The 26,056-nt window shown below is 36.8% G+C and carries 18 protein-coding genes; 10 read left to right on the top strand and 8 right to left on the bottom strand.

Annotation, left to right across the window (positions count from 1 at the left end; translation table 11 throughout):
- Positions 1 to 161: 161 nt before the first annotated feature.
- The 8 genes from ABD745_RS11520 to kduI form a co-directional block, all read right to left on the bottom strand.
- On the bottom strand, positions 162 to 1,781 hold the full coding sequence (locus ABD745_RS11520; RefSeq protein ID WP_344829752.1) for a UxaA family hydrolase: 1,620 nt from the start codon (positions 1,779 to 1,781) through the stop codon (positions 162 to 164).
- Positions 1,782 to 1,786: 5 nt separating this feature from the next.
- Positions 1,787 to 3,250 carry a tagaturonate reductase gene (locus ABD745_RS11525; RefSeq protein ID WP_344829755.1) on the bottom strand — a complete coding sequence of 488 codons (1,464 nt, stop codon included), beginning with the start codon at positions 3,248 to 3,250 and terminating at the stop codon, positions 1,787 to 1,789.
- Between the two features lie 166 nt (positions 3,251 to 3,416).
- A complete protein-coding gene (locus tag ABD745_RS11530) occupies positions 3,417 to 4,946 on the bottom strand; it encodes an MFS transporter (protein WP_344829758.1) in 1,530 nt (509 codons plus the stop codon).
- A gap of 11 nt (positions 4,947 to 4,957) precedes the next feature.
- Complete coding sequence (locus ABD745_RS11535) at positions 4,958 to 5,617, bottom strand: beta/alpha barrel domain-containing protein (protein ID WP_344829762.1); 660 nt, start codon at positions 5,615 to 5,617, stop codon at positions 4,958 to 4,960.
- Positions 5,618 to 5,705: 88 nt separating this feature from the next.
- A complete protein-coding gene (locus ABD745_RS11540) occupies positions 5,706 to 6,713 on the bottom strand; it encodes a sugar kinase (RefSeq protein WP_344829764.1) in 1,008 nt (335 codons plus the stop codon).
- Positions 6,714 to 6,921: 208 nt separating this feature from the next.
- Positions 6,922 to 8,319, bottom strand: a complete 1,398-nt coding sequence (gene uxaC, locus ABD745_RS11545; RefSeq protein WP_344829767.1) for a glucuronate isomerase — start codon at positions 8,317 to 8,319, stop codon at positions 6,922 to 6,924.
- Between the two features lie 18 nt (positions 8,320 to 8,337).
- Positions 8,338 to 9,120, bottom strand: coding sequence for a gluconate 5-dehydrogenase (locus ABD745_RS11550; RefSeq protein WP_344829770.1), 783 nt, complete (start codon positions 9,118 to 9,120; stop codon positions 8,338 to 8,340).
- 10 nt (positions 9,121 to 9,130) lie between these two features.
- Positions 9,131 to 9,967, bottom strand: a complete 837-nt coding sequence (gene kduI, locus ABD745_RS11555; RefSeq protein ID WP_344829773.1) for a 5-dehydro-4-deoxy-D-glucuronate isomerase — start codon at positions 9,965 to 9,967, stop codon at positions 9,131 to 9,133.
- 878 nt (positions 9,968 to 10,845) lie between these two features.
- On the opposite strand from kduI, the gene ABD745_RS11560 reads away from it, so the two are divergent.
- The 10 genes from ABD745_RS11560 to ABD745_RS11605 all read left to right on the top strand — a co-directional run bounded on the left by ABD745_RS11560 (position 10,846) and on the right by ABD745_RS11605 (position 25,988).
- The gene (locus ABD745_RS11560) at positions 10,846 to 13,860 is read left to right on the top strand and encodes a SusC/RagA family TonB-linked outer membrane protein (protein WP_344829775.1); all 3,015 of its coding nucleotides are present in this window, start codon (positions 10,846 to 10,848) and stop codon (positions 13,858 to 13,860) included.
- A gap of 10 nt (positions 13,861 to 13,870) precedes the next feature.
- A complete protein-coding gene (locus ABD745_RS11565; protein ID WP_344829777.1) occupies positions 13,871 to 15,694 on the top strand; it encodes a RagB/SusD family nutrient uptake outer membrane protein in 1,824 nt (607 codons plus the stop codon).
- A gap of 83 nt (positions 15,695 to 15,777) precedes the next feature.
- The gene (locus tag ABD745_RS11570) at positions 15,778 to 16,800 is read left to right on the top strand and encodes a pectinesterase family protein (RefSeq protein ID WP_344829779.1); all 1,023 of its coding nucleotides are present in this window, start codon (positions 15,778 to 15,780) and stop codon (positions 16,798 to 16,800) included.
- Between the two features lie 40 nt (positions 16,801 to 16,840).
- On the top strand, positions 16,841 to 18,256 hold the full coding sequence (locus tag ABD745_RS11575) for a pectate lyase family protein (protein WP_344829782.1): 1,416 nt from the start codon (positions 16,841 to 16,843) through the stop codon (positions 18,254 to 18,256).
- A 32-nt stretch (positions 18,257 to 18,288) separates the two neighbouring features.
- A complete protein-coding gene (locus tag ABD745_RS11580; protein ID WP_344829785.1) occupies positions 18,289 to 19,548 on the top strand; it encodes a glycoside hydrolase family 88/105 protein in 1,260 nt (419 codons plus the stop codon).
- 44 nt (positions 19,549 to 19,592) lie between these two features.
- The gene (locus tag ABD745_RS11585; protein ID WP_344829788.1) at positions 19,593 to 21,233 is read left to right on the top strand and encodes a glycoside hydrolase family 43 protein; all 1,641 of its coding nucleotides are present in this window, start codon (positions 19,593 to 19,595) and stop codon (positions 21,231 to 21,233) included.
- 67 nt (positions 21,234 to 21,300) lie between these two features.
- Complete coding sequence (locus tag ABD745_RS11590) at positions 21,301 to 22,146, top strand: rhamnogalacturonan acetylesterase (RefSeq protein WP_344829790.1); 846 nt, start codon at positions 21,301 to 21,303, stop codon at positions 22,144 to 22,146.
- A 3-nt stretch (positions 22,147 to 22,149) separates the two neighbouring features.
- Positions 22,150 to 23,817, top strand: coding sequence for a glycoside hydrolase family 28 protein (locus ABD745_RS11595; RefSeq protein ID WP_344829792.1), 1,668 nt, complete (start codon positions 22,150 to 22,152; stop codon positions 23,815 to 23,817).
- 105 nt (positions 23,818 to 23,922) lie between these two features.
- Entirely contained in the window at positions 23,923 to 24,831 is a 909-nt protein-coding gene (locus ABD745_RS11600) for an alpha/beta hydrolase (protein ID WP_344829794.1), read from the top strand.
- 185 nt (positions 24,832 to 25,016) lie between these two features.
- On the top strand, positions 25,017 to 25,988 hold the full coding sequence (locus ABD745_RS11605; protein WP_344829797.1) for a pectinesterase family protein: 972 nt from the start codon (positions 25,017 to 25,019) through the stop codon (positions 25,986 to 25,988).
- The last annotated feature ends 68 nt before the right edge of the window (positions 25,989 to 26,056 follow it).

Raw genomic sequence — 26,056 nt, forward strand, 5'->3', positions numbered from 1 at the left:
TTTGCAATCCATGACTTTCTGCAAACATAATATTTTAAGCACGGATTGCAAATCTGCGCTATCCATATTCATGTTATTTATATTTAGATAACAAAAAAAGAAAATGCCTCCTACAAACGTAGAAAGCATTTTCAACCCTAATATTTAATATAATTAACCCATTACAGAGAGACGCCTCGTCTCCATGGAATGAAATCATTCTGATTAAGAACGTCCGCTTTGGTTTTTACTTCGCCGCTGGCTACGTTAATGATGAGTTCCAGAAGTTCGTCTGCAGCTTCAGGAATTGTTTTTTCTCCGCTGATCACAGTACCTGCATTGAAATCAATAATGTCTGACATTTTTTCAGCCAAAATTGTGTTGGAAGAAATCTTCACAACAGGCGTAATAGGATTTCCCATCGGAGTTCCAAGACCTGTGGTGAAAAGCACCACTGTTGCTCCTGAACCGACTAAAGCGGTTGTACATTCGGCATCATTTCCGGGAGTACAAAGAAGATTAAGACCTGGTTTTGTGGCGTATTCTGTAAAATCGAGAACTTCCACGATTGGTGCAGCTCCGCCTTTTTTGGACGCTCCTGCAGATTTCATGGCATCAGTAATTAAACCGTCTTTGATGTTTCCGGGAGACGGATTCATATCAAAACCTGATCCTGCTGCAACCACAGATGCTTCAAAATCTTTCATCAGTTTCAGGAATTTTATACCGTCTTCATCGTTGATGCAACGGTTGACCAACTCCTGCTCTACTCCACACAATTCAGGGAATTCGGCAAGCATGGTTGTACCGCCAACTGCCGCCATAATATCGGAAACTTCACCCAAAACAGGATTGGCAGAAATTCCTGAGAAACCGTCTGAACCACCACATTCCAAACCAATGTTCAGTTTGGTGATGGAGGCTGGTTTTCTTTCTATTTCGTTGGCTTTTTTAATGCCTTCGTATGAATCTTTGATAACGCCCGTCAACATTTCATCAATGGTACCAGATTTTTGCTGTTCGTAAACAACAATCGGTTTCTTGTTACCCGGAGCCAATGCATGCAATGAATCCATGAAAATCTGTACCTGAAGATTCTGACACCCTAAGCTGAGAACCGTAGCTCCCGCCACATTCGGATTGTTGACATATCCTGCAAACAATCTTCCCAACGCTTCTGCATCCTGACGAATTCCGCCACAACCGCCTTGGTGCGTAATGAATCTTACATCGATATTTTTAAATACTCTCGTATCCGGTTCTTCCTCTTCTACTGCAACATCAGAAGTTTCACCGCCGTTCAATAACGAACGAAGTAACAATTGATGTTTGCTGGCTTTGTCGTGAAGTAATTCTTTTTCAAAAATATCTTTCAGTGTTTCGATATTCTTGTTTTCGCAGAATACCAACGGGAAAAATAGCCACACGTTTTCTGTTCCAACCTGTCCGTCTTCACGGTGATAACCCATAAAAGTACGGTCTTTCCACTTGTCTACATTGGGTGGAGTCCAGCCTAAAGTTTCGGTTTTCCCAACCACTTTTGCACTTTGGTGCTTTACGTTTTCAGTGGTAATAACTTCCCCCTGCTTAATGGATTGGTTGGCTTTTCCAACGATTACACCATACATGATGATATGGTCGCCATCCTCAAAATCTACGGCAGCGAATTTATGTTTTGCTTTAATATCTTTAAGAATCGTATAATCTGTACCGTCTAGATGCACCGATTCTCCGGCAGGTAAATCCAACAGCGCTACAATAACGTTGTCTTTGGGATTTACTTTCAGTACTTTCTTTTGCATGATTTCTAAGAATAAAATTGAATAAAATTTTTGTAAGCAGCTTCCATTTCATTGTGGTCGATTTCGTACAATGCTTTTACTACTGCGGCTTTCAGGCCTTCAACCTGTGTAAGGTCAGTATCCCAAAACAGCTTTTCGCTCAATGCCTGTTCTGAAACTACTTTGTAATCTTCGTTTTTCCAGATTTCTCTGAATCTGTTCACGATCGCTTCTTCATCATTCAGAGGAAGAGATTTTTCACCAAAACTTCCCTGATAGAATCTGATTAAACATGCCAGAGAGAACGTTAGGTTCAACGGAAGTTTATTATTTCTTTCAACATAAGTCAGCAAACTCGGAACAACTCTCACTTTAAATTTAGAAACAAAATATAAAGCAATGCTTGCCAAATGATGCTTGATGAAAGGATTTCTGAATCTGTCGAAAACCTCTTCTGCAAATTCCTTCAGTTCAGTTTCATCTAAACCTAAAGTCTGATTCACTTCATTAAATATCGATTCGCTTAAAAAAGTTCCGATAAACTGGTCATCAATCGCTTCTTTCACGATTTCTTTTCCTGCTAAAATTGCCGGAGCCAACATCAAGGTGTGACCGCCATTCAGAATTCTTACTTTTCTTAAACGATACGGCTGAATATCATCCACCACCAAAATCTGTTCATTGATCTGATCGAAAGGAATTCTCTTTTTTAAATCCTCACCTCCCTGAATTACCCACAACAGGAATGTTTCAGAAACCACCATCATCGGATCTTCATAATCTAATTGATCTTCGTAAGTTGAAAGATCGTCTTTAGGACAACCAGGAACAATTCTGTCGACCAACGTATTGTGGAAGTGATTGCTTTGTTCAATCCATTGCGCAAAACCTTCTTCTAAATTCCAAAGTTTTGCATATTTTAAAATAATTCCTTTTAGAACAATCGCATTATCTTCAATCAGCTCGCAAGGAATAATTCTCAATCCTTTGTCTGCTGCACCATTGAAATGCCTGTATCTTTCATGAAGTAAAACCGTTACTTTCGCAGGGAAATTTTTGTGTGGATCTTCATAGGTATTTTCAGTTTCGTCGTAAGCAATTCCGGTTTCGGTTGTATTTGAAAAGACAAATTCAAGCTCTTCTTCTTTTGCTAATTCTAAAAAACTGTTGTAATCTGCATAAGGATTGATCGACTTCTGAATCGCTGAAATCACACATTTTTCATCGATGATTTCACCTTTTTTAATTCCTCTTGAGAATAAAGTGTATAAATTTCCTTGTTCTTCAAGCTTGTGAACTGAACCGTTTGGTGTAGGCTGTATATTTACAATTCCTGCATTGAAGTCTGCTTCTTTATTTAATTTATCAATCACGTAATCAGTAAATCCGCGCATGAAGTTTCCTCCACCGAACTGTACTATTTTGATTGGTAATTTTGTATCTATACCGCTGTTTTGGCGATTTAATTTTTGTTTTGTCTGATTTTCCATATTCTTAACTCTGAATATTTTTGTAACGCAAAGTCCGCAAATATTTTTTGGACAAAATGCTATATATTTTTAGTTCGCAAAGGCGTTTCACTAAACAAAGAGCGCTATAATTTTTTTATGTTCTCCAAACCTATAAGGTTTTCGAAACCTTATAGGTTTAATTGCTTTATTTACTTATTACTTTATATTTAGGAACTAAGGTTTTCATTACTGTCCAAGCTATTAAATATGCGACTGCACAGATGGAGAAAATGATCATGTATCCTTTGTCGATACCGTCTGAAACTACGGCTCCTGACTTTTCCAACTGTTCAAAGAATCCATCCGGCAAACGGTCGTTTACGTACTGAGGATATTTTTCCAGTAAAGGAACTCCATCAACTGTTGACCAGGCTTTATGCGCGTGATCGAATAAAACTCCTGAAGATTTATTAATAATAAACGAACCAATTCCTCCTGCCATTCCTCCAATTCCTGTAATTGTTGCGATGGCTTTTTTAGGAAACATATCGCCTACGGTAGAGAAGATATTTGCTGACCAAGCCTGGTGTGCCGCTCCTGCAACTCCGATAATTAAAACCGGAAGCCAATAAGTAATTGTTCCCAAAGGTTGTGCTAAAAGGGCCAACAAAGGGAAAAATGCAAAAATCAACATTGCTTTCATTCTTCCTGTGTAAGCGTTCATTCCTAATTTTTCAACAAAGTATTTTGGAAGCCAACCTCCGATAATTGAAAGCAAAGTAATCATGTATAATACAAATAAAGGCAATGCACTTTGGGTGGAATCCATTCCGTAAACTGAACTTAAATAGGCCGGAGTCCAGAATAAAAAGAACCACCAAACACCGTCTGTCATGAATTTTCCAAAAGCAAAAGCCCAGGTCTGTCTATAACTAAAACATTCTCTGAATGTAAAAACTTTCTCTGGAACTGAAGTATCTTCATTCGGAAGATCGTCCTGATCCTGATTAATATAATTTAATTCATGTTCGTTAACTCTCTTGTGCAGATGAGGCTTTTTGTACACAAAAACCCAAAGTCCCATCCAGATAAATCCTAAAGCACCGATAATGATAAATGCCCATTCCCAACCCATTGATTTTGCAATAAAAGGAATCGTAATCGGCGCTGCTAAAGCACCAACCGTTGCCCCCGCATTCCAGATACTTGTAGAAAATGCTCTGTCTTTTTTAGGAAAATATTCTGCCGTCGTTTTAATCGCCGCCGGGAAATTTCCTGCTTCACCAATTGCCAGTACAAAACGTGCAAAAATGAATAAAGTTACACTTGTACTGATGATTGCAGAAGTATTGGAAACTGTGGAAATCAATTCTTTAGATCCATGAAAACCCGCTAACCAGTTTCCGGTAAGGATTCCTGAAGTAGCAACTCCACAGAAGGCATGTAAAACTGCACCGATCGACCAAACCCCGATTGCCCAAAGGAAACCTTTTTTGGTATCCATGAAATCCACGAATTTTCCCGCGAAAAGCATTCCCACTGCATAAAATATAGAAAATAATGCGGTGATGTTTCCGTAATCATTATTATTCCAATGAAATTCGGGTGCGATAAAATCTTTCCACGTCAATGATAAAACCTGACGATCCAGATAATTGATCGTGGTAGCGAGAAATAACAGTAAACATATGGTCCATCTGTATTTAGTCGGCTTAAGAGATTTAACTGAACTCATAGTCAATTTAATTATTTTAAAGTCTGAATGATATCCAGCACTTTTCTTGTTTCACTTTCTATCGTTGCATAGTCTTTCGCAAGCATCAATTCTTTGCTTACCAATTTGCTTCCCATTCCCACTGCAGAAACTCCTGCTTTGAACCAGCTTTCGATACTTTCCTTTGTAGTATCCACACCTCCTGTCGGCATAAATTTAAGGTTTGGGAAAACATCCTTGATGGCACTCATAAATCCGGCTCCTAAAGCGTTACCAGGAAACAATTTAATGAAAGTTACACCTGCAGCTTCAGCAGCGATAATTTCTGTCGGAGTCATACAACCCGGACTGTACAACACATCTTTCGGAATTAAAAATACTGCAACTTCCGCCACAAAACCAGGACTGATAAAGAAATCCGCTCCTGCTTTGTAATATTCTTCAGCTTGCTGTACATTTTTAATGGTACCGATTCCGAGAAGCATTTCAGGCATTTCTGCATTACGTACTTCTACCATTTTCGTGAAATTGCTCAACGCAGCTTCTCCACGGCTGGTATATTCTACCGCGCGGATTCCTGCTTTGTAAAGCGATCTCAATATTTCTAAAGTTACTATTTCATCAGCATTATAATACAGAGGCAAAGCTCCCTGATTGATGATGGTGTTTGTAACCAATTGAATTTTTGTCATTTTGTTTAATTATTTTGTTTGAAAATAATCTTTATTAAGATGAAATCCATCCTTTAGTATGCTGTCCCTTTAAGACTTTTCGGAGAATTTATCTCTTGATACGTCCTCCGGAATTCCCGTTCATTACTTCTTCAATATCTTCTGCACTACAATAATTGATATCACCTAAAATAGTGTGCTTTATCGCACAGGCTGCATTGGCAAATTTCAAAGCTTTTTCGTCATCAAAATTTAATAACCCATAGATCAAACCTGCGGCAAAAGCATCTCCCGTTCCGATTCTGTCGACAACATTGTCTATTTCTAAAAATTTAGTTTCAAAATAATTTCCGTTAATCAAAGCTCTTCCCTGCGTTTGCTGAGAACTCGCCGTAACCCCGATTCTTATTTTGTCGAAAATTTTATGAATGGAAGGACATTGCTTTTTTAATTCTTCACAAGCTTCCATGAAACCTTGCTGATCTGATGAAAACTGAGTACCTAAAATTTCATTAATTTCATTCACACCACCGATGAAAATCGTTGAGTAAGAAACCAGTTCCTTTAAAACTTCGTTTCCGTTTTTACCATACTTCCAAAGGTTGGAACGGTAAGCCGGATCAGTTGTAACCTCGATTCCCATTTCACGGGCAGTTAGCAAACCTTCTTTCAAAGTTTCGTAAGCACCTTCAGAAATTCCCGGACTGATGCCTGTCCAGTGGAAATATTCGCAACCTTCCAAAGCTTTTTTCCAGTCTACCTGTTCGGGTTTAATGTTGGCAAAAGAACCATTTAGTCTGTTGTAAGCAATTCTGCTCGCACGAACTGATGAACCCACTTCAAGGAAATATAAACCTAAAGGATGCTCATTTTTATTAATGAAAGTTGTATCAATCCCAAAACTTTTGATGAAAGAAAGTGCCGATTCTCCCACAAAATCGTCAGAAACATTGCTGATGTGCGTCACATCGCAGCCCATTGTTGCCAATGAAGAGGCTACGTTGAGCTCAGTTCCGCCGAAAAAGAATTCCATTTCGTGGCTCTGTCTCATCGTTTTATTTCCGGGAGGTGAAAGCCTCATGATTACTTCACCGAATGTGACTATTTTATTGTTCATTTTCTTAATTTAAATAGATTTTATTCTATTTTTAATTTTGATATTTCTTTTTGGAAATCACAAAAGCACAAGGCTTTTAATTTTAAATATTTTTTAAGACATGAAACACTTCGACAAGCTCAGTGTGACATTCCCAATACTAACTATTAGTTTCAACGCTGTCATGCTGAGCTTGTCGAAGCATTTCGCGATTTTCAATTTCAATTATTTAAAAATCGAAATAATTTTTTGCATTATGATAACAAATATCGGAAATTGTTTTACCAATCAGTTCCATATCATCTGGCAATTCGCCGTTTTTCATTTCTTCTCCGAAAAGATTACACAAAACTCTTCTGAAATATTCGTGTCTCGGGTAAGATAAGAAACTTCTTGAATCTGTCAACATTCCTACAAAACAGCTGATTAATCCCATGTTTGAAAGGGCATTCATCTGCTTGATCATTCCGTCTTTCTGATCCAAAAACCACCATCCGGAACCGAACTGTACCTTTCCTTTGATACTGCCGTCATTAAAATTCCCGATCATTGTCGCGAAAATTTCGTTGTCGGCAGGATTTAAGTTATATAGAATTGTTTTGGTCAGTTTGTCTTTTCCGTCTAAAGCGTTTAATAATTTAGATAAAGTTTCAGCCTGAACGAAGTCACCGATAGAATCCCATCCTGTATCAGGACCTAAAATTCTGTGCATTCTTTCGTTGTTGTTTCTCAACGCTCCCAAATGGAACTGCTGAACCCATCCGAATTTGTGATATGTTTCGCCCAAGAACAGTAAAATTGCAGTTTTGAACTGATTTACCTGCTTTTCCGCGATTACTTTTCCTGAAATTTTATCATTGAAGATGGCGCTTACTTCTGCTTCTGAAGCTTCTTCGAAAGAAATATTATTCAATCCGTGGTCACAGAGTCTGCATCCGTTTTCGTGGAAATATTCTACTCTTTTTAATAATGCATCGCACAAGGTCTGGTAAGAATTGATTTCAATTCCTGCTGACTCGCCCAATTTAGAAATATAATCTGCGAAGTTGTGGTTTTCAATTAAAATTGCTTTATCCGGACGGAACGCTGTACTTACTTTAATGCTGAAATCGCTTTTCGCCAAATCCTGATGGTAATTTAAAACATCAATCGGATCTTCTGTTGTACACAAAGATTCTACGTTCATCATTTTCAGCAAACCTCTTGTCGACTTTTCAGGAGCCTGAAGCTGTGCCGTGATGTTATCGTAAATATCTGATGCGTTTTTTTCGTTTAACAATTCATCAATTCCGAAATAACGCTTTAATTCCAAATGCGTCCAGTGGTACAAAGGATTCCTCAACGTATAAGGAACCGTTTTTGCCCAAGCCTCGAATTTTTCTTTATCTGAAGCGTCGCCTGTAATAAACTTTTCGTTCACTCCCATTGTACGCATTGCGCGCCATTTGTAATGATCACCCGCAATCCAAACTTTAGAAATATTTTCGAAAACCGTATCTTCAGCGATATCCTTTGGAATCAAATGATTGTGATAATCGATGATCGGCTGTTTTTCTGCGAAATTGAAGTATAATTCTTCCGCGTATTTATTCTGTAATAAAAATTGATCTGTAATAAAAGATTTCATTTCTGTAAAATTCTTGTGTTATTCATTAGCAGGTTTCCCGATGGTCGCCAAAATACCTCCATCTACATAAATAATGTGTCCGTTGATAAATTTACTTGCGTCTGAAGCTAAGAAAATAGCCGTTCCTGCAAGATCTTCAGGGTTTCCCCATCTTCCTTCCGGAGTTCTGCTGATGATAAATTCGTTAAACGGATGACCGTCTACTCTGATTGGTTCTGTCTGGGTCGTCGCAAAATATCCCGGACCGATACCGTTCACCTGAATATTGTGTTTTGCCCATTCTGTTGCTAAATTTTTGGTAAGCATTTTCAGTCCGCCTTTTGCAGAAGCATACGCTACTACATTGTCGCGACCAAGCTCACTCATCATAGAGCAAATATTAATGATTTTACCGGATTGTCTTTTGATCATGTGTTTTCCAATTAATTTGGACATGATGAAAGGTCCTGTAAGATCTACATCGATTACTTTTCTAAAGTCTTCTACGTCCATATCAATCGCCGGAATACGTTTGATGATTCCTGCATTGTTGACCAGGATGTCAATTTTCCCGTGAGTTGCTTCCATTAAAGCAACCTTCTGAGCAGCTTCAAGCTCGTCTGTCACATCAAAAAGATAACCTGTCGCAGTATATCCTTTGCTGTGATAATACTCTAAAGCTTCATCTAATTTTGAGGGAGTTGTACTTGTGATTGCCAATTCAGCACCTGCAGAGGCAAGACCTTCAGCCATTGCCATTCCTAATCCGTGAGTACCGCCTGTTACAACAGCTACTTTTCCGGATAAATCGAATAAATTCATGTAGAAAAAATTACTTTAGTTCGTTAGTTTTAACAGCGTCCATGTCGCCATAATCCATATTTTCTCCTGCCATTCCCCAGATAAATGTGTAGTTGGAAGTACCAACCCCTGAGTGGATAGACCATTCCGGAGACAAAACCGCCTGATTATTTTGCATGAAAATATGACGGGTTTCCTGAGGCTGTCCCAAGAAATGACTTACAGTCTGCCCTTCTTCCAAATCAAAATAAAAGTATGCTTCCATCCTTCTGGTGTGAGTATGAGAAGGCATTGTATTCCAAACGCTTCCTTCATGAAGTTCGGTCATTCCCATTTGCAGCTGACAGGTTTCCAATACGCTGTTGACAATTAATTTATTGATCGTACGTCTGTTTGCATATTTTGCTTCACCTAATTCTACAATTTCGGCTTCATTTTTAGTGATTTTCTTTGTAGGGAAAGTGTGATGCGCTGGTGCAGAATTGAAATAAAATAAAGTCTGACCTTCATTTCCGTTTTCAAAAACAACATCTTTTGTCCCTTTTCCGATGTATAAAGCTTCTTTATTTCCAAGCTCGAAAACCTCTCCGTCAACGGTTACCTTTCCGGCAGCGCCAACATTAATAATTCCCAATTCTCTTCTGTCCAGGAAGTTTTGTGCCTTCAGATCATCAGTAGGTTCAAGTTTCAATGCGCTGTTTACAGGCATTGCACCTCCTACGATCATTCTGTCGTACATAGAATATACTAAATTGATTTGATCTTCATTAAATAAATCATTGATTAGAAACTCCCTTCTCAGGTCTTCAGTTGTATATTTTTTTACATCTTCCGGATGATGGGCGTATCGAAATTCTGATTTTGTCATACTTTAGATTTTAAACTTAAATTACGGTTTCTTTAAACATGTTAAACATTGCGTAATCGATTGCATTAAATTACACTAAATTTTAATAGAAATACTTACGTGATAAATATATAATTATTCTTCAATTAGTTAATAAAAAATTAATTTTTATTTACAGTAATCTGATTTACAACAAAATAAAATTAAAAAACCTCGAAAATAACAAGAAAAATTAATAAAATTTCATGTTTTATATTAACCAAAATTAATACTTAACTTTAGTTTAAATATAAAATCGTGCCAAAATAAAACCGTGAAAAATCAATATTGATTTAATAAAAATAGTTAAAATTCATTTTATATATTATCGATAATAAGATCAAACCTTATCAAGTATAAAATACTGCTAAAATATCAACTTAAAAAGATGATAAAAATCAGGAAAAGAATAAATTTTTTATTCTTGAGCCTTAATTTGGGGAATTTATTTGCTTCAAAAATGAGAGAATTTTAAGAAAATTTTAAGTTTAAAAATGTCAAACAATAAAAAACAGTCAAATTTTATCATAAAATAATTTGATCATGCAAAACAAAACAATCAACTATATATCAGCATTTTAAATAAAAAAAGTTTTATATATTTTATGAAAATTAATAAACTAAACATTCAAATTAATGAAAAAATAATATTTTTTTCTTTGCATATTGGAAAATAATATTAGTTTAGAAGCCAAGATATTTATAATAAAAAATTACGCAATCGATTGCACTCAAAAAAGCGTAAAGATTTATTAAAAATATCCGTCACTAAAAAACATTAGAAATACTTAAAATCCACCAAAAAGAACAAAGACTGAGAAAAAACTTTCAACCAAAAATTAAAACTATAAGGATACAAAATGGATAAAAAAGTACATTCAATAAAGTGGTTATATCTAACCGTTTTTTTACTTCCGGTCCTTGCAATGGCTCAAGAAAAAGAAACCAAAAAGGAAAAGGAAACCAAAATCGACGAGGTTGTTTTGGTAGGTTATACTAAGGTTTCTAAAAAAGACGTTACCAACTCCGTTGCTTCCGTAAAGGCAGATGCTATCAAAGATATGCCATCGACCAATGCTGCAGAAGCTATCCAGGGAAGAATGGCAGGGGTACAGGTTTCGCTGAGTGAAGGCTCACCCGGAGCAGATGTAGACATTGTAATCAGAGGAGGTAATTCTATTACAGGAAGTAATGCCCCACTCTACATCGTAGACGGCGTTCAAATGGATAACGCCCTATCAATTTTATCACCAAAAGAAATCGAATCTATTGAGGTTTTAAAAGATGCATCTTCTACCAATATTTATGGAGCAAGAGGAGCGAACGGAGTAGTTTTGATCACTACAAAAGGAGGCAGAAAAAGAGCTAAAACATCTATTAATTACAACGGATTCTTAGGAGTAAGAAAGATTCAGAATACTATTGATGTATTAGATCCGTATCAATACGTGCTTTATCAGTACGAACTGTACAACAAAGGCGGCGTACAGACTGATATAGATGCTTTTGTAGCAAGATATGGCACCTACCAAGAGCTGGGTAAATACAAAGATATCAAGAAAAGAGACTGGCAGGATGAAGTTTTTGGCAGAGAAGCTTTCAACTTTACCCATAACCTTTCTGTAACAGGAGGATCTGATAATTCTTCTTTCTCACTATCATTGAATAATGTACAGGAGGACGGGATTATGATCGGTTCCGGGTTTAAAAGAAATATGGCCAACTTCAAATACGATTATGATCTTTCAAAGAAAGTAAGCATGACTTTGAATGCCAGATACAGCCGACAAACCATCTTCGGAGCCGGAACATCTTCTACAGGTTCACAAGGAACAAACAGACTGAGAAATGCAGTAAGATATCAACCATTTGAAGGAGGTTCTACAGTAAACGTTGATGAATTTGATCCTTTGTTTGCTAACGAAACCAACCTTGTAAATCCTGTTCTTTTAGCTAATAATGAAATCAAGGAAAACGGAAGAAATGACTTATTATTAAATGGAACTTTAGAATACAGAATCAACAAAGATTTTACTTTCAGAAGTGTAATCGGATATGTACAGAGAGATGAATATGTCAATCAATTTTCCGGTACTGTAACGACGTTGGCAAGACAAAATAATGACCAGCCCGTTGTATTTTTAAGTAAAGCCCAATCCAGAAGAATTACCAATACCAATACATTAAATTTCAGAAAAACATTCGGAAATCATAAGCTAGACTTATTGGCAGGACAAGAAATTGTGAAAACAGATGGAGAATCATTAATGATGACCATTAAATGGTTTCCGAAATCTATAAGTGCTCAGGAAGCATTTGCCAACATTCAGTCGGCTTCACCGCCAAGCGGACTGGTACAGGATGCTCCAAAAGCTGGAAGAGTACCAGATCGATTAGCATCATTTTTTGGTAGGGCCAACTATATTTTTAAAAATAAATACATCATTACAGCTTCCATGAGAGCCGATGGTTCCAGTGTTTTCGGACCCGGAAACAGATGGGGATATTTCCCTGCAGCTTCTGCCGCATGGAAAATTACTGAAGAAAATTTCTTAAAAGAAAGCAAAACAATCAGCGAATTAAAACTTCGTTTAGGATATGGTTTATCCGGAAACAACAGGATCGGATCTTTCTTGTATGACACCTTCTTTACGACATCTTCTGACTACGGATATGCATTCGGAACAAACGTAACACCAGGTGCTACCACAGGAAATATCTTAGCAAATAAAAACGTAAAGTGGGAAACAGCAACTTCTAAAAATATCGGTTTAGATTTCGGATTGTTTAAAGGAAGAGTTTACGGTAGCTTAGATCTATATCAAACAGATACTAAAGACTTATTACTCTTAGCGCAAATTCCTAAAGACAGAGGGTACGAATATCAATATCAAAACTCAGGAAGCACGACCAATAAAGGAATTGAATTTTCTATCGGAAGCACAATTATCAATAAAGATAATTTTACATGGAAAATTGATGCCAATATATCTTCAAACAAGAATACGATCAAAAGCCTAGGAAACAGCGCATCACCAAGTGCTTATTCTTACTTATATCCTTCAGGATGGCAAAACAGCTTAAACGACTTCTTGGTACAGGTTGGTAAACCGGTAGGTACATTTTGGGGATATGTGACAGCAGGAAGATACGAAATAAGTGATTTTGATTATAATCCGACTACACAGGTTTATACTCTGAAAGCAGGTATCCCAAGTTCTGCTGCTGCTGCAAATGGAGCTAAAGCTATACAGCCAGGAGATCTTAAGCTTCAGGATCTGAATGGTGACGGTATTATCGACAATAAGGATATGACCGATTTAGGAAATGCCCAACCTAAATTCTACGGTGGTTTCAACCAGACTTTCCGTTATAAAAACTGGGATATGAGCCTAATGTTCAACTTCTCAGTTGGAAACAAAGTGTATAACGCCAACAAAATTGAATATTCAACACAATATTTATACAAAGACAATAACATGTTGGCGGAAGTAGCCGACAGATGGAGATGGTTTGATGATGCAGGTGTAAAAGTAAATGACCCAACTGCATTGGCTGCGTTAAATGCCAATACTACAGGATGGACTCCGCCCGCAGGTGCATACTTTTTACATTCATACGCTATTGAAGACGGATCTTTCTTAAGATTAAACAATGTAACATTAGGATATTCTCTTGGAAAAGATTTTACTAAGCAATTAGGTCTTTCAAATTTCAGATTGTACTTCACTATGAACAATGTATTTACAATCACGGGATATTCCGGATATGATCCGGAAGCTAATACAAGAAGAAATCCTTTAACACCTGGTGTAGATTATGCCGCTTACCCGCGTAGCAGATTTATCTTATCAGGAGTTGACATCACTTTTTAACCCTAATATTATGAAGAAAAATAAATTTTTAGCTATTCTATTTTCCATTGTTGGACTAATATCTTTAAATTCATGTGAACAATATCTGGATGTAGAAAGCTTATCTAATACTGCTGAAGCACAGCAATTCGACTCAGCTTCTGATACTTTCTCCGCATTGGTGGGAGTTTACAACGCAACTATGGGTGATAATACCTATGGTCAGAGAATGAACCTGATTCTTACCCAATCAGGAGATGATTTAAGAACTTCAGGAGATTATAATGCCAATGACAGAAGAGGAATCAGTTGCTTTGGTGCAATTCCTACAAATACAGAGCTTTTAAGACCATTCCTAGATACTTACGCCGGTATTGAGAGAGCAAACCTTGTTATTAAAAACATTCCGCTTTCTCCTGTTTATCAGACAGGTTCTGCAGCAGACAAAAAATTAATGGACAGATATTTGGGTGAAGCTTTAACGCTGAGAGCTCAGTTTTATTCTGATCTTATTAAAAACTGGGGAGATGTTCCGTTTCAGGATGTTCCTTCGGCAGATCTTCCGGATTTATATCTTGCAAAAACAGACAGAGACATTATCTATGATAAAATTCTCGATGATTTATTAAAAGCTGAAGGTCTTGTTCCTTGGAGATCTGAAGGAGGAACTACCGCTCAAAGAATTTCAAAAGGCGCCGTAAAAGGTTTAAGAGCAAGAATCGCTTTGGCAAGAGCCGGATATTCTTTAAGAAGAAGTCCACAGCAGATGTTACAAGGTTCTAATCCTCAAAAATATTATCAGATTGCTTATGATGAGTGTAAAGATATCATGAACTCCGGACAGCATCAGCTGAATCCAAGTTATGAAGGATTATTCAGATCTTTACATACCAATACTCAGGACGCAACGAATGAAGTAATCTATGCAATAGGGGCATTCGGAGGAAACTCCAGAACAGACAGTAAAATTGGGTACTACAACGGTTTGAGACATGATGATACAGATTGGAAATCTTCAGGAGGAATCAACGCAATTCCTGTGTATTTCTATGAATTCACTAAATATGACTTAAGAAGAGACGTTAATATCGCCATCTTCAGAGTAAATACTACAAAACAGGAAGAACTTCAGACATCTATCAACTGGAATGACGGTAAATTCAGAAAATCCTGGACATCGATTACAGGAACTTCTCAGAATCTTGGGATCGACTGGCCTTTATTAAGATATTCTGATATTTTATTAATGTTTGCTGAAGCCGATAACGAACTTCACAGCGGACCTTCCACAGAGGCTATTAATGCAGTGATGTCTGTAAGACAAAGAGCTTATGCAGGCAATTTGGGACAGGTAGGAACTATTCCTACAGACAAAACAGGATTCTTTAATTATATTGTAAAAGAAAGACAATTGGAATTTGGTGGAGAAGGACTTAGAAAATATGACCTTATCCGTTGGAATTTATTAGAAACTAAAATTAACGAAACAAAAGCTAAGCTTACCCAATTTATGAATGGCACAGGAGCTTATGCCAACGTTCCGGAATATATTTTCTATAAAAAAGTAACTTATACTCCTACAAAAACAGCTCAGCAAAATGTTTCTGACATTGATTTTTATACAGCTACCGGAGTTGCAAAAGCAGACATTTTCTATAGCCCGAATCAAAGTGTGGCAACACCTTCAGGATATACAAAAGTAAACTGGAGACTTGCCATGACTCAGCCATACATCAGTGGTGATCCAATTAAGAGTTATGCATATTATTTCCAGCCAAACAAAAAAGAATTACTTCCATTGGCGTTAGATGTTGTAAATTCTAACTACAATCTTACACAGGATTACGGTTACTAGATAAAAAATTTCACATTCATATCAAAGAAATACAGGCTTTCTCCGTAAAAAGAGAAGTCTGTATTTTAACTAAAAATCTTTCAATGAAAACCTCCAATTTTATTAAAAGTTTTAAAATCTTTTCAATCTTTTCGATCGTCTTACTAAGTCTTCTTTCTTTCAAAACTACGGATCAGCTAATCACAGTTTCGAAAGACGGAAAAGGCAACTTCACTACAATACAACAAGCCATCGATGCCGTTGAAAATGGTTCTTCTACAAGAACAAAAATTTTAATTAAATCCGGAATTTACAAAGAAAAAATTACCATTCCCGAAACAAAAGGGGCGATTTTAATGGAAGGCGAAAATCCTGAAAACACCATCATCACTTACGATGATTTTGCTTCAAAAAAGAATTCGGAGGGAAAAGATATCGGAACAACAAATTCCTCGACGATTTTTATTCACTCAAATGATTTTACGGCAAAAAATATTTCATTCGAAAACAGTTCAGGAAGAGTCGGACAGGCCGTTGCTGTGTTAACTTCAGGTGACAGAATCTCTTTCGAAAACTGCAGATTCTTAGGAAATCAGGATACTTTATATTTAAAAGGAGTTCAGGATTTAGAAAATAAAACAAAGCCTTCAAGAAATTATTTTAAAAACTGTTACATCGAAGGTACAACCGATTATATTTTCGGAGCCGGAACAGCCGTTTTTGAAAACTGTACAATTTTTTCCAAAGAAAGCGCATCTTATGTGACAGCCGCTTCTACTCCACAGGAAAACGAATTCGGGTTTGTTTTTATCAACTCAAAAATTATCGGAAACGCCAAAGAAAAATCAGTCTATTTAGGAAGACCGTGGAGACCTTTTGCCAAAACAGTTTATATCGATTGTGAAATTAATGAAACGATAAAAACCGAAGGATGGCACAACTGGGGCAAACCCGATGCTGAAAAAACAACTTTATACGCAGAATACAATTCAAAAGGAGCCGGAGCGAATATTACAAAAAGAATTTCATGGTCACATCAATTAACAAAGGAAGAAAGTAAAAAATATACATCACAAAATATTCTCAAAGGAAACGACAACTGGAATCCGAAAAAAAGTTTAAAATAATTTTTAAGATTAAAAATCAACACCAAAAGAATTTTCAATCATGAAAAAAAACTTCACAAAATTATTGACGATAGGGATTATATGCGGAATTTCAATTTTTGCTGAAGCTCAGAATATTGTAAGTTTTCCAGGTGCAGAAGGCTTCGGAAAATACACAACCGGCGGACGCGGCGGAAAGGTGTACGTGATTGATAAACTCACAGACGACGGTTCGAAAGGTACCTTGAGATACGCTTTAGATCAAAAAGGTCCGAGATATATCATTTTTAAAACTGGCGGAACCATTTATCTGGAATCTCCGCTCAGAATAAAAGAAGGTGATGTCACCATTGCCGGACAAACCGCTCCCGGAGACGGAATTACCGTTGCCAATTATGAAACTTTTGTAACTGCTAATAATGTCATTGTGCGTTACATGAGATTCAGGATGGGTGATCAGAAAAAATATGAAGGCGATGCTTTTGGCGCAAGATTTATTAAAAATTTAATCGTGGATCATTGCTCGATGAGCTGGTCTACAGACGAGACGGTTTCCATTTATGTCAACGAAAATACGACGCTTCAATGGTGCGTCATTGCAGAAAGCCTGAGAAATTCTTTTCATCAGAAAGGTCCACACGGATACGGCGGAATTGCAGGCGGAAAATTTGCTTCTTTTCATCATAATATTTATGCCCATCATGACAGCAGAAATCCTAGATTGGGAGAATATGCAGGAAGTAAATTTGCACTGACAGATCTTACCGATTTCAGGAATAATGTAATTTACAATTGGGGCCACAATAATATCTACGGCGGCGAAGGAATGAACGTAAATATCGTCAATAATTACTACAAACCGGGCCCCGCAACAATGACCAGACAAAGAGTTGTTGCCATCGATAAAAACGAAAAACCCGAAACCGAAGTTTACAACATCTGGGGCAAATATTACATCAGCGGAAACGTTGTAGAAGGAAGTCCGGAAGTCACAAAAGATAACTGGACGGAAGGTGTTTTCAATCAAATGAAACCTTCTTATAATCTGACGGATAAAGATAAAAGTTCCATAAAAATTAATCAGCCGCACGATATTCAGAATAATGTCAAAACCTATTCTGCGAAAGAAGCTTATGAAAAAGTTTTACAGTTCGGAGGGGCAAGTTTGATGAGAGATGCGATTGATCTTCATGTTTTAAAAGATGTGAAAAATGGAAGTTTCACTTATAAAGGTTCAAAAGGAAGTACCAACGGAATCATCGATTCGCAAAACGATGTCGGCGGATTTCCAAAATTGAATGAAGGAAAATCTTTAACAGACACAGACAACGACGGAATGCCCGATGAATGGGAAATTAAGAACAAACTAAATCCAAAAGTTGCCAACGCAAACGGACATGATTTAGATAAAAATTATGATAATATCGAAGTTTACTTTAATGATATTGTGAAAAAAATAACAGAAGGACAAGGTTAATCAGATAAAAAATCAACTTTAAAGCTAAAAAAATGAATTTCATTAATCAAAAAATAAAAATACTGGCATTTGCCGCTCTAAGTTCAGGACTATTTTTGACTTGCGCTCAATCAAAAGTTGCAATTCAAACAAAAACCCAGGTTTCAAAATCTCAATCCGGGAAAGTAGTTCCTACCAATCTGAAATGGTCTGAAAGAATGTTACTTTCCGAAATGCACCGCTTCCCGGAATCCTGGATGATAGATTTCAGCAAAAGCCCGAAATGGACTTACCCTACAGCAATTGTTTTGGATGCCGCTGAAAAAATTTATGAAAAAACCGGCAAAAAAGAATATTACAATTATATCACCAGCTTCGGAGACAAGCTGATACAAGAAGATGGTACCATCCTTACCTATGAACTCGACAAATATAACATCGACTTTCTGAACAGCGGAAATGTGCTTCTTTATTTGTATGAAAAAGAGAAAAAAGAAAAATATCTAAAGGCTTTGAAAACGCTTCGTTCCCAGATCGACGGGCAGCCAAGAACATCAGAAGGCGGCTTCTGGCATAAAAAAATCTATCCAAATCAAATGTGGCTGGACGGATTGTACATGGGCGAACCCTTCTACACGCACTACACCAAAGATTTTGTAACGGGAGCCGACGCAGACAAGGCTTACAATGATATTATCAACCAATTTGACTTAATTCAAAAACATCTTTTAGATAAAAAAACAGGGCTTCTTTATCACGCTTGGGATGAAAGCAAAGAACAGGCTTGGGCAAATAAAGAAACAGGGCAATCTCCAAATTTCTGGTCGAGAGCGATGGGTTGGTACGGAATGGCGATGGTAGATGTCTTGGATTATTTACCTAAAGATCATCCGGGAAGAGCAAAATTAATTTCTTACATAAAATCTTATACTGATGCTTTAATCAAAGTTCAGGATAAAGAAACCGGACTTTGGTATCAGGTGTTGGATAAAGGCGGTGAAAAAGGAAATTATCTGGAAGCAACCGGTTCATCGATGTTTGTTTATACGATCATGAAATCTGTTAACAACGGATATTTACCAAAATCATATAAAGCTGCTGCCAAAAAAGGTTACGACGGAATCATCAAAAATTTAATTACAGTTGATGAAAATGGAGTTGTTAATTTAAATAAATGTTGTGCAGTAGCAGGTTTAGGCGGAAAACCTTACAGAGACGGTTCTTATGAATATTATGTGAATGAGGAAATTCGTTCCAACGATGCAAAAGGAACAGGACCTTTCATCTTGGCAAGTTTAGAATTTGAAAAATAGATCTGCAACCTAATCCCTATCACCTAAATAATGAATCTGATTTTATGAGAACAAAAATTTTAAATATAGCAGCAATTACATTATTTTCAGTTGCTTCAACGTATCTCAACGCACAGGAAAAAAACTATGTTTCCGAAGTTTGGACTGCAGATCAGGGAAAAAATTACAGAAACCCAATTTTGTACGCAGATTATTCCGATCCGGACGCGATTCGTGTCGGTGACGATTATTATATGACAGCTTCAAGTTTCAATGAAACGCCGGGATTGCCCATTCTTCATTCAAAAGATATGGTCAACTGGAAATTGGTGAATTATGCGATTCAGGATATTTTACCCGCCGAACATTTTTCCACCCCAAAAAGAGGTGACGGAGTTTGGGCGCCAAGCATCAGATTTCACAAAGGAGAATTTTACATTTATTGGGGTGATCCCGATTTCGGAATTTATATGGTGAAAACTAAAGACCCACTCGGAGTTTGGGAAAAACCAGTTTTAGTGATGGAAGGAAAAGGTCTCATCGATTCTTGTCCGCTTTGGGATGACAACGGAAATGCCTATTTAGTTCATGGTTGGGCGGGAAGCCGTGCCGGTGTGAAAAGTTTATTAACCGTTAATAAAATGAATCCAGAAGGAACAAAAGTTTTAGATAAAGGAGTTCATGTTTTTGACGGTCACGATGCGCATCCGACGGTTGAAGGTCCAAAATTTTATAAAAGAAACGGCTATTACTACATTTTCACTCCTGCGGGCGGTGTCGCAACGGGATGGCAATTGGTATTAAGGTCAAAAAATATTTATGGTCCTTACGAAGAGAAAATCGTGTTGGAACAAGGTTCCACAAAAATCAACGGACCTCATCAGGGAGCTTGGGTAGACACGCCTTCTGGTGAAGATTGGTTCTATCATTTTCAGGATGTTGATACCTACGGAAGAATTGTTCATCTTCAACCAATGAAATGGGAAAAAGACTGGCCTATCATGGGGGTCGACAATAATAAAAACGGAATTGGAGAGCCTGTTTTAACCTATAAAAAGCCAAACGTCGGTCAATCCTACCCTATCGTTACACCAGATGAAACAGATGAATTTGATGGTGAAAAATTAGGAATTCAGTGGCAATGGAGCGCGAATGAAAATATCGTCTGGTCATCAAAGCTTCCGGGACAAAAATTTTTAAGATTATTCTCAATGAAAGTTCCTGAAGGAGAAAAAAACCTTTGGAATGTCCCCAATTTATTAACTCAAAAATTCCCGGCTCCAAATTTTGCGGCTTCTACGAAAGTGAAATTAATACCCGAAGATGCCAAAGAAGGAAAAACAACAGGATTATTAGTGATGGGACTAGATCATGAATCAATCGTGATTACAAACAAACCCGACGGATATTATTTACAATTAAAAAGAGCCGAAAAAGCAGACAAAGGCGGTGAAGAAAAAGTTTTATTTGAAACAAAATTAAAAGGAAACGAAGCTTATTTAAAAGTGAATATCAATGAACCGAATGGTTTATGCCAATTCAGCTACAGTGAAAACGGAAAAACTTTCACAAAAGTCGGCGACGTTTTCCAGGCAAAACCCGGAAAGTGGATCGGAGCCAAAGTCGGTTTGTACAGCGTAAGCACAGCAAAAGCATCTCGCGGTGGATATGCAGATTTTGATTGGTTTAGAATTACTAAAAATTAATTTGAAGTTCTAATCTAAACCTTATAGGTTTTAAAAACCTATAAGGTTTGTGGAAAAATTAAAATCAATGACAAAAAAAACATACAATATAGTTTCATTTTTATTCATCGTTTTGCTGTTGTCTGCGTGTCAATCACAAACTCAGGCACAAAAGTCAACGGAAAAGCGCAATAAAAAAGTTACCCATATTTATCTCATCGGAGACTCCACAATGGCGGATTATGCAGGAGATTACGAGCCTGGAAAAGATTATATGAAAGTCCGTTATCCGATTACGGGTTGGGGACAGGTTTTTCAACCGTTTTTTGTGAAAGACAGTTTAGTTTCATTAAAAGCAGCCATTACAACAGATTCTGTTGAAATTATTGACAGAGCTTATGGTGGAAGAAGCACCCGAACTTTTTTTCAGGAAGGAAGATGGAGATATGTGTACGAACATTTAGAACCAAATGATTATGTGATCATACAGTTTGGGCATAATGACGGTTCAGAAAAAAATCCGGAACGTTATGTAAATATTCAGGGATACAAAGAATTTTTAAGATTATTTGTTTCCCAGACAAGACAAAAAGGTGGAAACCCAATCATTTTAACACCTGTTGCGAGAAATTATCCATGGAAAAACGAAAAATTGGAAAATGTGCACGGAGAATATGCTCAGGCTCCGATTGATATTGCCAAAGAAATGAACGTTCCTTACATTGATTTAAATAAATTATCAATGGAATATTTTACCAAAAAAGGACAGGATTTTACGACCACTCATTACTTTATGAATCTTCCGGAAGGACTGTATGAAGCTTATCCTAAAGGTCAAAAAGACAACACTCACTTCCAGCCGGAAGGCGCAAAAGTAGTGGCGTCGCTCGTTTTCAGAGAATTTAAAAATATAATTAAATCGAATAAAAAATAAATAATGAAGAAGTCTTTCAGAGTTGTTGGTTTCGTTGTAGCTATGATGTTTTCAGGACAAATACAGGCTCAGAACATGGACATTTATAAGAATGTAGAGTTTAAAATGCCTCAGGTTACAGAAGCTTCTTTTCCTGCGAATACAGTTTCTATCACACAATTCAGTGGTGTATCAGGCGGAAAAGTAAAAAATACGGAAGCTTTCAAAAAAGCAATCGAAGACCTTAGCAAAAAAGGTGGCGGTAAATTAGTCGTGCCACGCGGAATGTGGTTAACCGGACCTATTGAGTTAAAAAGCAACATCAATCTTCACTTAGAAGAAGGCGCGTTCATTATTTTTAGCAAATATAAAAACGATTATCCTTTGGTTGACGTGAGCTTTGAAGGATTAAATACCATCCGTTGTCAGTCTCCGATTTCAGCAAGAAATGCAATCAATATTGCCATCACAGGAAAAGGTGTAATCGACGGTAGCGGTGATGCGTGGAGAGCCATCAAGAAAAGTAAAATGGCAGAATCTGAATGGAAAGAAATCGTAAAATCCGGCGGAATTTTATCTTCTGATGGTAAAACGTGGTATCCTTCAGAAAGCTATAAAAAAGGATTTGAAAGCAGCTCAAGTTTCAATGTTCCTGATAAAATTTCTAGAGAAGAGCTGCAATCGGTTAAAGATTTTCTTCGTCCTGTAATGGTAAGTTTAGTGGGTTGCGACAAAGTTTTGTTAGACGGACCAACTTTCCAGAATTCTCCTGCATGGAACCTGCATCCGTTGATGTGTTCAAATGTAATTTTGAGAAATCTTACCGTTAGAAATCCTTGGTTTTCACAAAACGGCGACGGTGTAGACTTGGAATCATGTAAAAATGTTTTGATTTACGACAATACTTTCGACGTCGGTGACGATGCAATTTGTATTAAATCAGGAAAAGATAAAGATGGGAGAAAAAGAGGAATGCCAACGGAAAATGTGATCATTAAAAACAATATCGTGTATCACGGTCACGGTGGTTTCGTTATAGGAAGCGAAATGTCAGGTGGAGCTAGAAATATTCACGTTTCCGACTGTACTTTCATCGGAACCGATATCGGTCTCCGTTTCAAAACAACCCGCGGAAGAGGTGGAATTGTTGAAAATATTTACATTAACAATATTGATATGATTAATATTCCGACACAGGCGATTGGCTTCAACATGTTCTACGAAGGAAGTTCTCCGGTTTTAGAAGACGGACAAAAACAGGAAGGCAACAAAGCACCTGAAAAAGTATATCCTGTAACGGAAGAAACTCCGATTTTCAGAAATATCTTCTTTAAAAACATTAATGCCGTTAATTCTTATGAAGCCATTACTTTATTCGGGTTAGCGGAAATGAATCTTAAAAATATTGTAATCGAAGATTCTCAGTTTGACACAAAAAAAGCAATGACCATTGTAGATGCAGACGGAATTACATTAAAAAATGTTAATCTTAAATATTCTGAAGGAACAGGAATAACGGTTTACAACAGTAAAAATATTAATTTATCTACGGTAAAATTTGAATCACAGAATAAACCGTACATCAAGATTTTAGGAAATAAATCGGGACTTGTATTGTTACCAAGGGAAATAGCGAATGATAAAAACGCAATTTCTATCGGAACTGATGTAGCTAAAAATTCAGTTAAATAGTTGGAGAATCGCAAAGACGTAAATATTGCAACCCTACTTTGCGCCTTTGCGATTTTCCAACACATTAAAAATAAACAAACAGCATTAAAAAAATTCCATAAGCGAATGATTTTTAACAGAAAACATACTTATATTTCTATTTTTTTTGTGGGGACAATGGCATTCGGGCAAATAAATCGACCGAATGCCACTCCTTACACCAACGAAGGAACCTACGAAAAATTCAAGAAGAAATATCCTTTCACATCTCCTATTGACCGACCGGTTCCACAAAATATCACAATTGATAAGAATGTAGAATATGCCAACGTCAATGGAATTTCTTTAAAAGCCGATGTCTACTATCCTCTCGACAATACAAAAAAACACCCCGGAATCGCAATGGTTCACGGCGGCGGTTGGATTTCGGGAAGCAAAGAAAACGAAAAATTCATGGCAATGGAATTGGCTTCAAGAGGTTACACCGTAATCGCAGTCGGTTATCGATTGGCAGATGTCGCAAAATATCCGGCAGGAGTTGAAGATGTTGAAACAGCCATCAAATGGTTAAAGAAAAATCACTCAACATATTCTTTAAATAAAAAGAAAATGGTAGTTTTGGGTGAATCGGCAGGAGCTCAGATTGCCACTTTGGTCGGCGTAAAATCAAAAAATAAAATTAAAGCAATTGTCAATGTTGACGGAATTGTTTCGTTTATTCATCCGGAAGCTGAGGAAAGTACTTATGCTTCATATTGGTTGGACGGTGACAGAAATGTCAATTTAAAAAACTGGACGGAAGCTTCACCTCTGGAATATGTGGATAAAAACACACCTCCTACTCTTTTCATCAACAGTTCGCAGCCTCGTTTTCATGCAGGGCGAGATGATATGATGAAAAAATTGAAAAGCTATAATATTCCGACAGAATTTCATGAAATTAAAGATTCGCCGCATTCATTTTGGTCTGCAGAACCTTGGTTTACAGAAACATTGAATTTAACGGTTGACTTTTTAAATAAAGTTTTGAAATAATTTTAAACGCAAAGATTTAATTTAATATAAATGAATATTTTAGTGAGCAAAGATGAATCAACAAGTTGATTTAATGAAGTTATCATCATAGCTTCGCGAAGCAAATTTTATTTGCCTTTGCTTTCTAAAAATTATGCGGTTTTACAAAAAAATCTTTGCGTCAAAAAAAATAATAAAATCAGTTTATGAAAAAATTATTTATAATTCTCTTCATTTCGATGACAAATTTTCTCTTCGCAGGAAATGATCCGTACATCAAAATTACCGTTTCAAAAGACGGAAGCGGGGATTTTACATCGATTCAGAAAGCGATCAATTCAATTCGAGATTTAGGACCTTCCGAAGCTTTGATTGTCATTAAATCCGGAACTTACAATGAAAAAGTTGTTATTCCTTCTTCAAAACATAAAATCACGTTAGAAGGCGAAAATAAAGACAATACCATCATTACGAACAATGATTTTTCAGGAAAATTGGATGCTTTTAATGAAAAAATGACGACATTTAATTCCTATACTTTGTTGGTGATGGGTGATGAGATTAAAATCAGCAATCTGACAATTCAAAACGGCTCTTGTAATGAAGGACAGGCGGTTTCTCTTCATGTGGAAGGTGACCGTTTTATCATTAAAAATTCGAAAATTCTGGGTTGTCAGGACACAATTTATTCCGCGACCAATCACAGCAGACAATATTTTGAACACTGTTATATCGAAGGAACAACAGACTTTATTTTCGGACAGGCAACAGTTGTTTTTAAAGGCTGCACAATTAAAAGTTTAGCCGATTCTTACATCACCGCAGCCGCAACAGAAGCCGACAGAAAGTACGGTTTTGTTTTTTTTGATTGTCAATTAATTGCTAAAGAAGGCATTACAAAAGTATATTTAGGAAGACCTTGGAGATCTTATGCAAAAACAGTTTTTATCAACACAGAAATGGGAAAACACATCCTTCCCGAAGGCTGGAATCCCTGGAAAGGCGATAAAATGTTTCCTGATAAAGAGAAAACGGCTTTCTATGCAGAATTTGGAAGTAAAGGCGACGGCGGAAACACAACAAATCGCGTAAGCTGGTCGCATCAACTGACGAAAAAAGATTTGAAAAATTATACTTTAGAAAAAATATTCGATGGTTGGAATCCAAATAATAAATAAATAAGATGTTTCGACAAACTCAGCATGACACTGGTAAAACATTGCGCTAATTAAGTGCATATTAAAAC

The organism is Chryseobacterium ginsenosidimutans (assembly GCF_039536845.1).
Lineage (GTDB): Bacteria > Bacteroidota > Bacteroidia > Flavobacteriales > Weeksellaceae > Chryseobacterium > Chryseobacterium ginsenosidimutans_B.

Coding starts and splice junctions, on each gene's coding strand:
- uxaC (WP_344829767.1), bottom strand. CDS start 8,319: ATGAAATCTTTTATTACAGATCAATTTTTATTACAGAATAAATACGCG.
- ABD745_RS11580 (WP_344829785.1), top strand. CDS start 18,289: ATGAATTTCATTAATCAAAAAATAAAAATACTGGCATTTGCCGCTCTA.
- ABD745_RS11550 (WP_344829770.1), bottom strand. CDS start 9,120: ATGAATTTATTCGATTTATCCGGAAAAGTAGCTGTTGTAACAGGCGGT.
- ABD745_RS11540 (WP_344829764.1), bottom strand. CDS start 6,713: ATGAACAATAAAATAGTCACATTCGGTGAAGTAATCATGAGGCTTTCA.
- ABD745_RS11590 (WP_344829790.1), top strand. CDS start 21,301: ATGACAAAAAAAACATACAATATAGTTTCATTTTTATTCATCGTTTTG.
- kduI (WP_344829773.1), bottom strand. CDS start 9,967: ATGACAAAATCAGAATTTCGATACGCCCATCATCCGGAAGATGTAAAA.
- ABD745_RS11565 (WP_344829777.1), top strand. CDS start 13,871: ATGAAGAAAAATAAATTTTTAGCTATTCTATTTTCCATTGTTGGACTA.
- ABD745_RS11530 (WP_344829758.1), bottom strand. CDS start 4,946: ATGAGTTCAGTTAAATCTCTTAAGCCGACTAAATACAGATGGACCATA.
- ABD745_RS11585 (WP_344829788.1), top strand. CDS start 19,593: ATGAGAACAAAAATTTTAAATATAGCAGCAATTACATTATTTTCAGTT.
- ABD745_RS11560 (WP_344829775.1), top strand. CDS start 10,846: ATGGATAAAAAAGTACATTCAATAAAGTGGTTATATCTAACCGTTTTT.
- ABD745_RS11570 (WP_344829779.1), top strand. CDS start 15,778: ATGAAAACCTCCAATTTTATTAAAAGTTTTAAAATCTTTTCAATCTTT.
- ABD745_RS11595 (WP_344829792.1), top strand. CDS start 22,150: ATGAAGAAGTCTTTCAGAGTTGTTGGTTTCGTTGTAGCTATGATGTTT.
- ABD745_RS11605 (WP_344829797.1), top strand. CDS start 25,017: ATGAAAAAATTATTTATAATTCTCTTCATTTCGATGACAAATTTTCTC.
- ABD745_RS11520 (WP_344829752.1), bottom strand. CDS start 1,781: ATGCAAAAGAAAGTACTGAAAGTAAATCCCAAAGACAACGTTATTGTA.
- ABD745_RS11575 (WP_344829782.1), top strand. CDS start 16,841: ATGAAAAAAAACTTCACAAAATTATTGACGATAGGGATTATATGCGGA.
- ABD745_RS11525 (WP_344829755.1), bottom strand. CDS start 3,250: ATGGAAAATCAGACAAAACAAAAATTAAATCGCCAAAACAGCGGTATA.
- ABD745_RS11600 (WP_344829794.1), top strand. CDS start 23,923: ATGATTTTTAACAGAAAACATACTTATATTTCTATTTTTTTTGTGGGG.
- ABD745_RS11535 (WP_344829762.1), bottom strand. CDS start 5,617: ATGACAAAAATTCAATTGGTTACAAACACCATCATCAATCAGGGAGCT.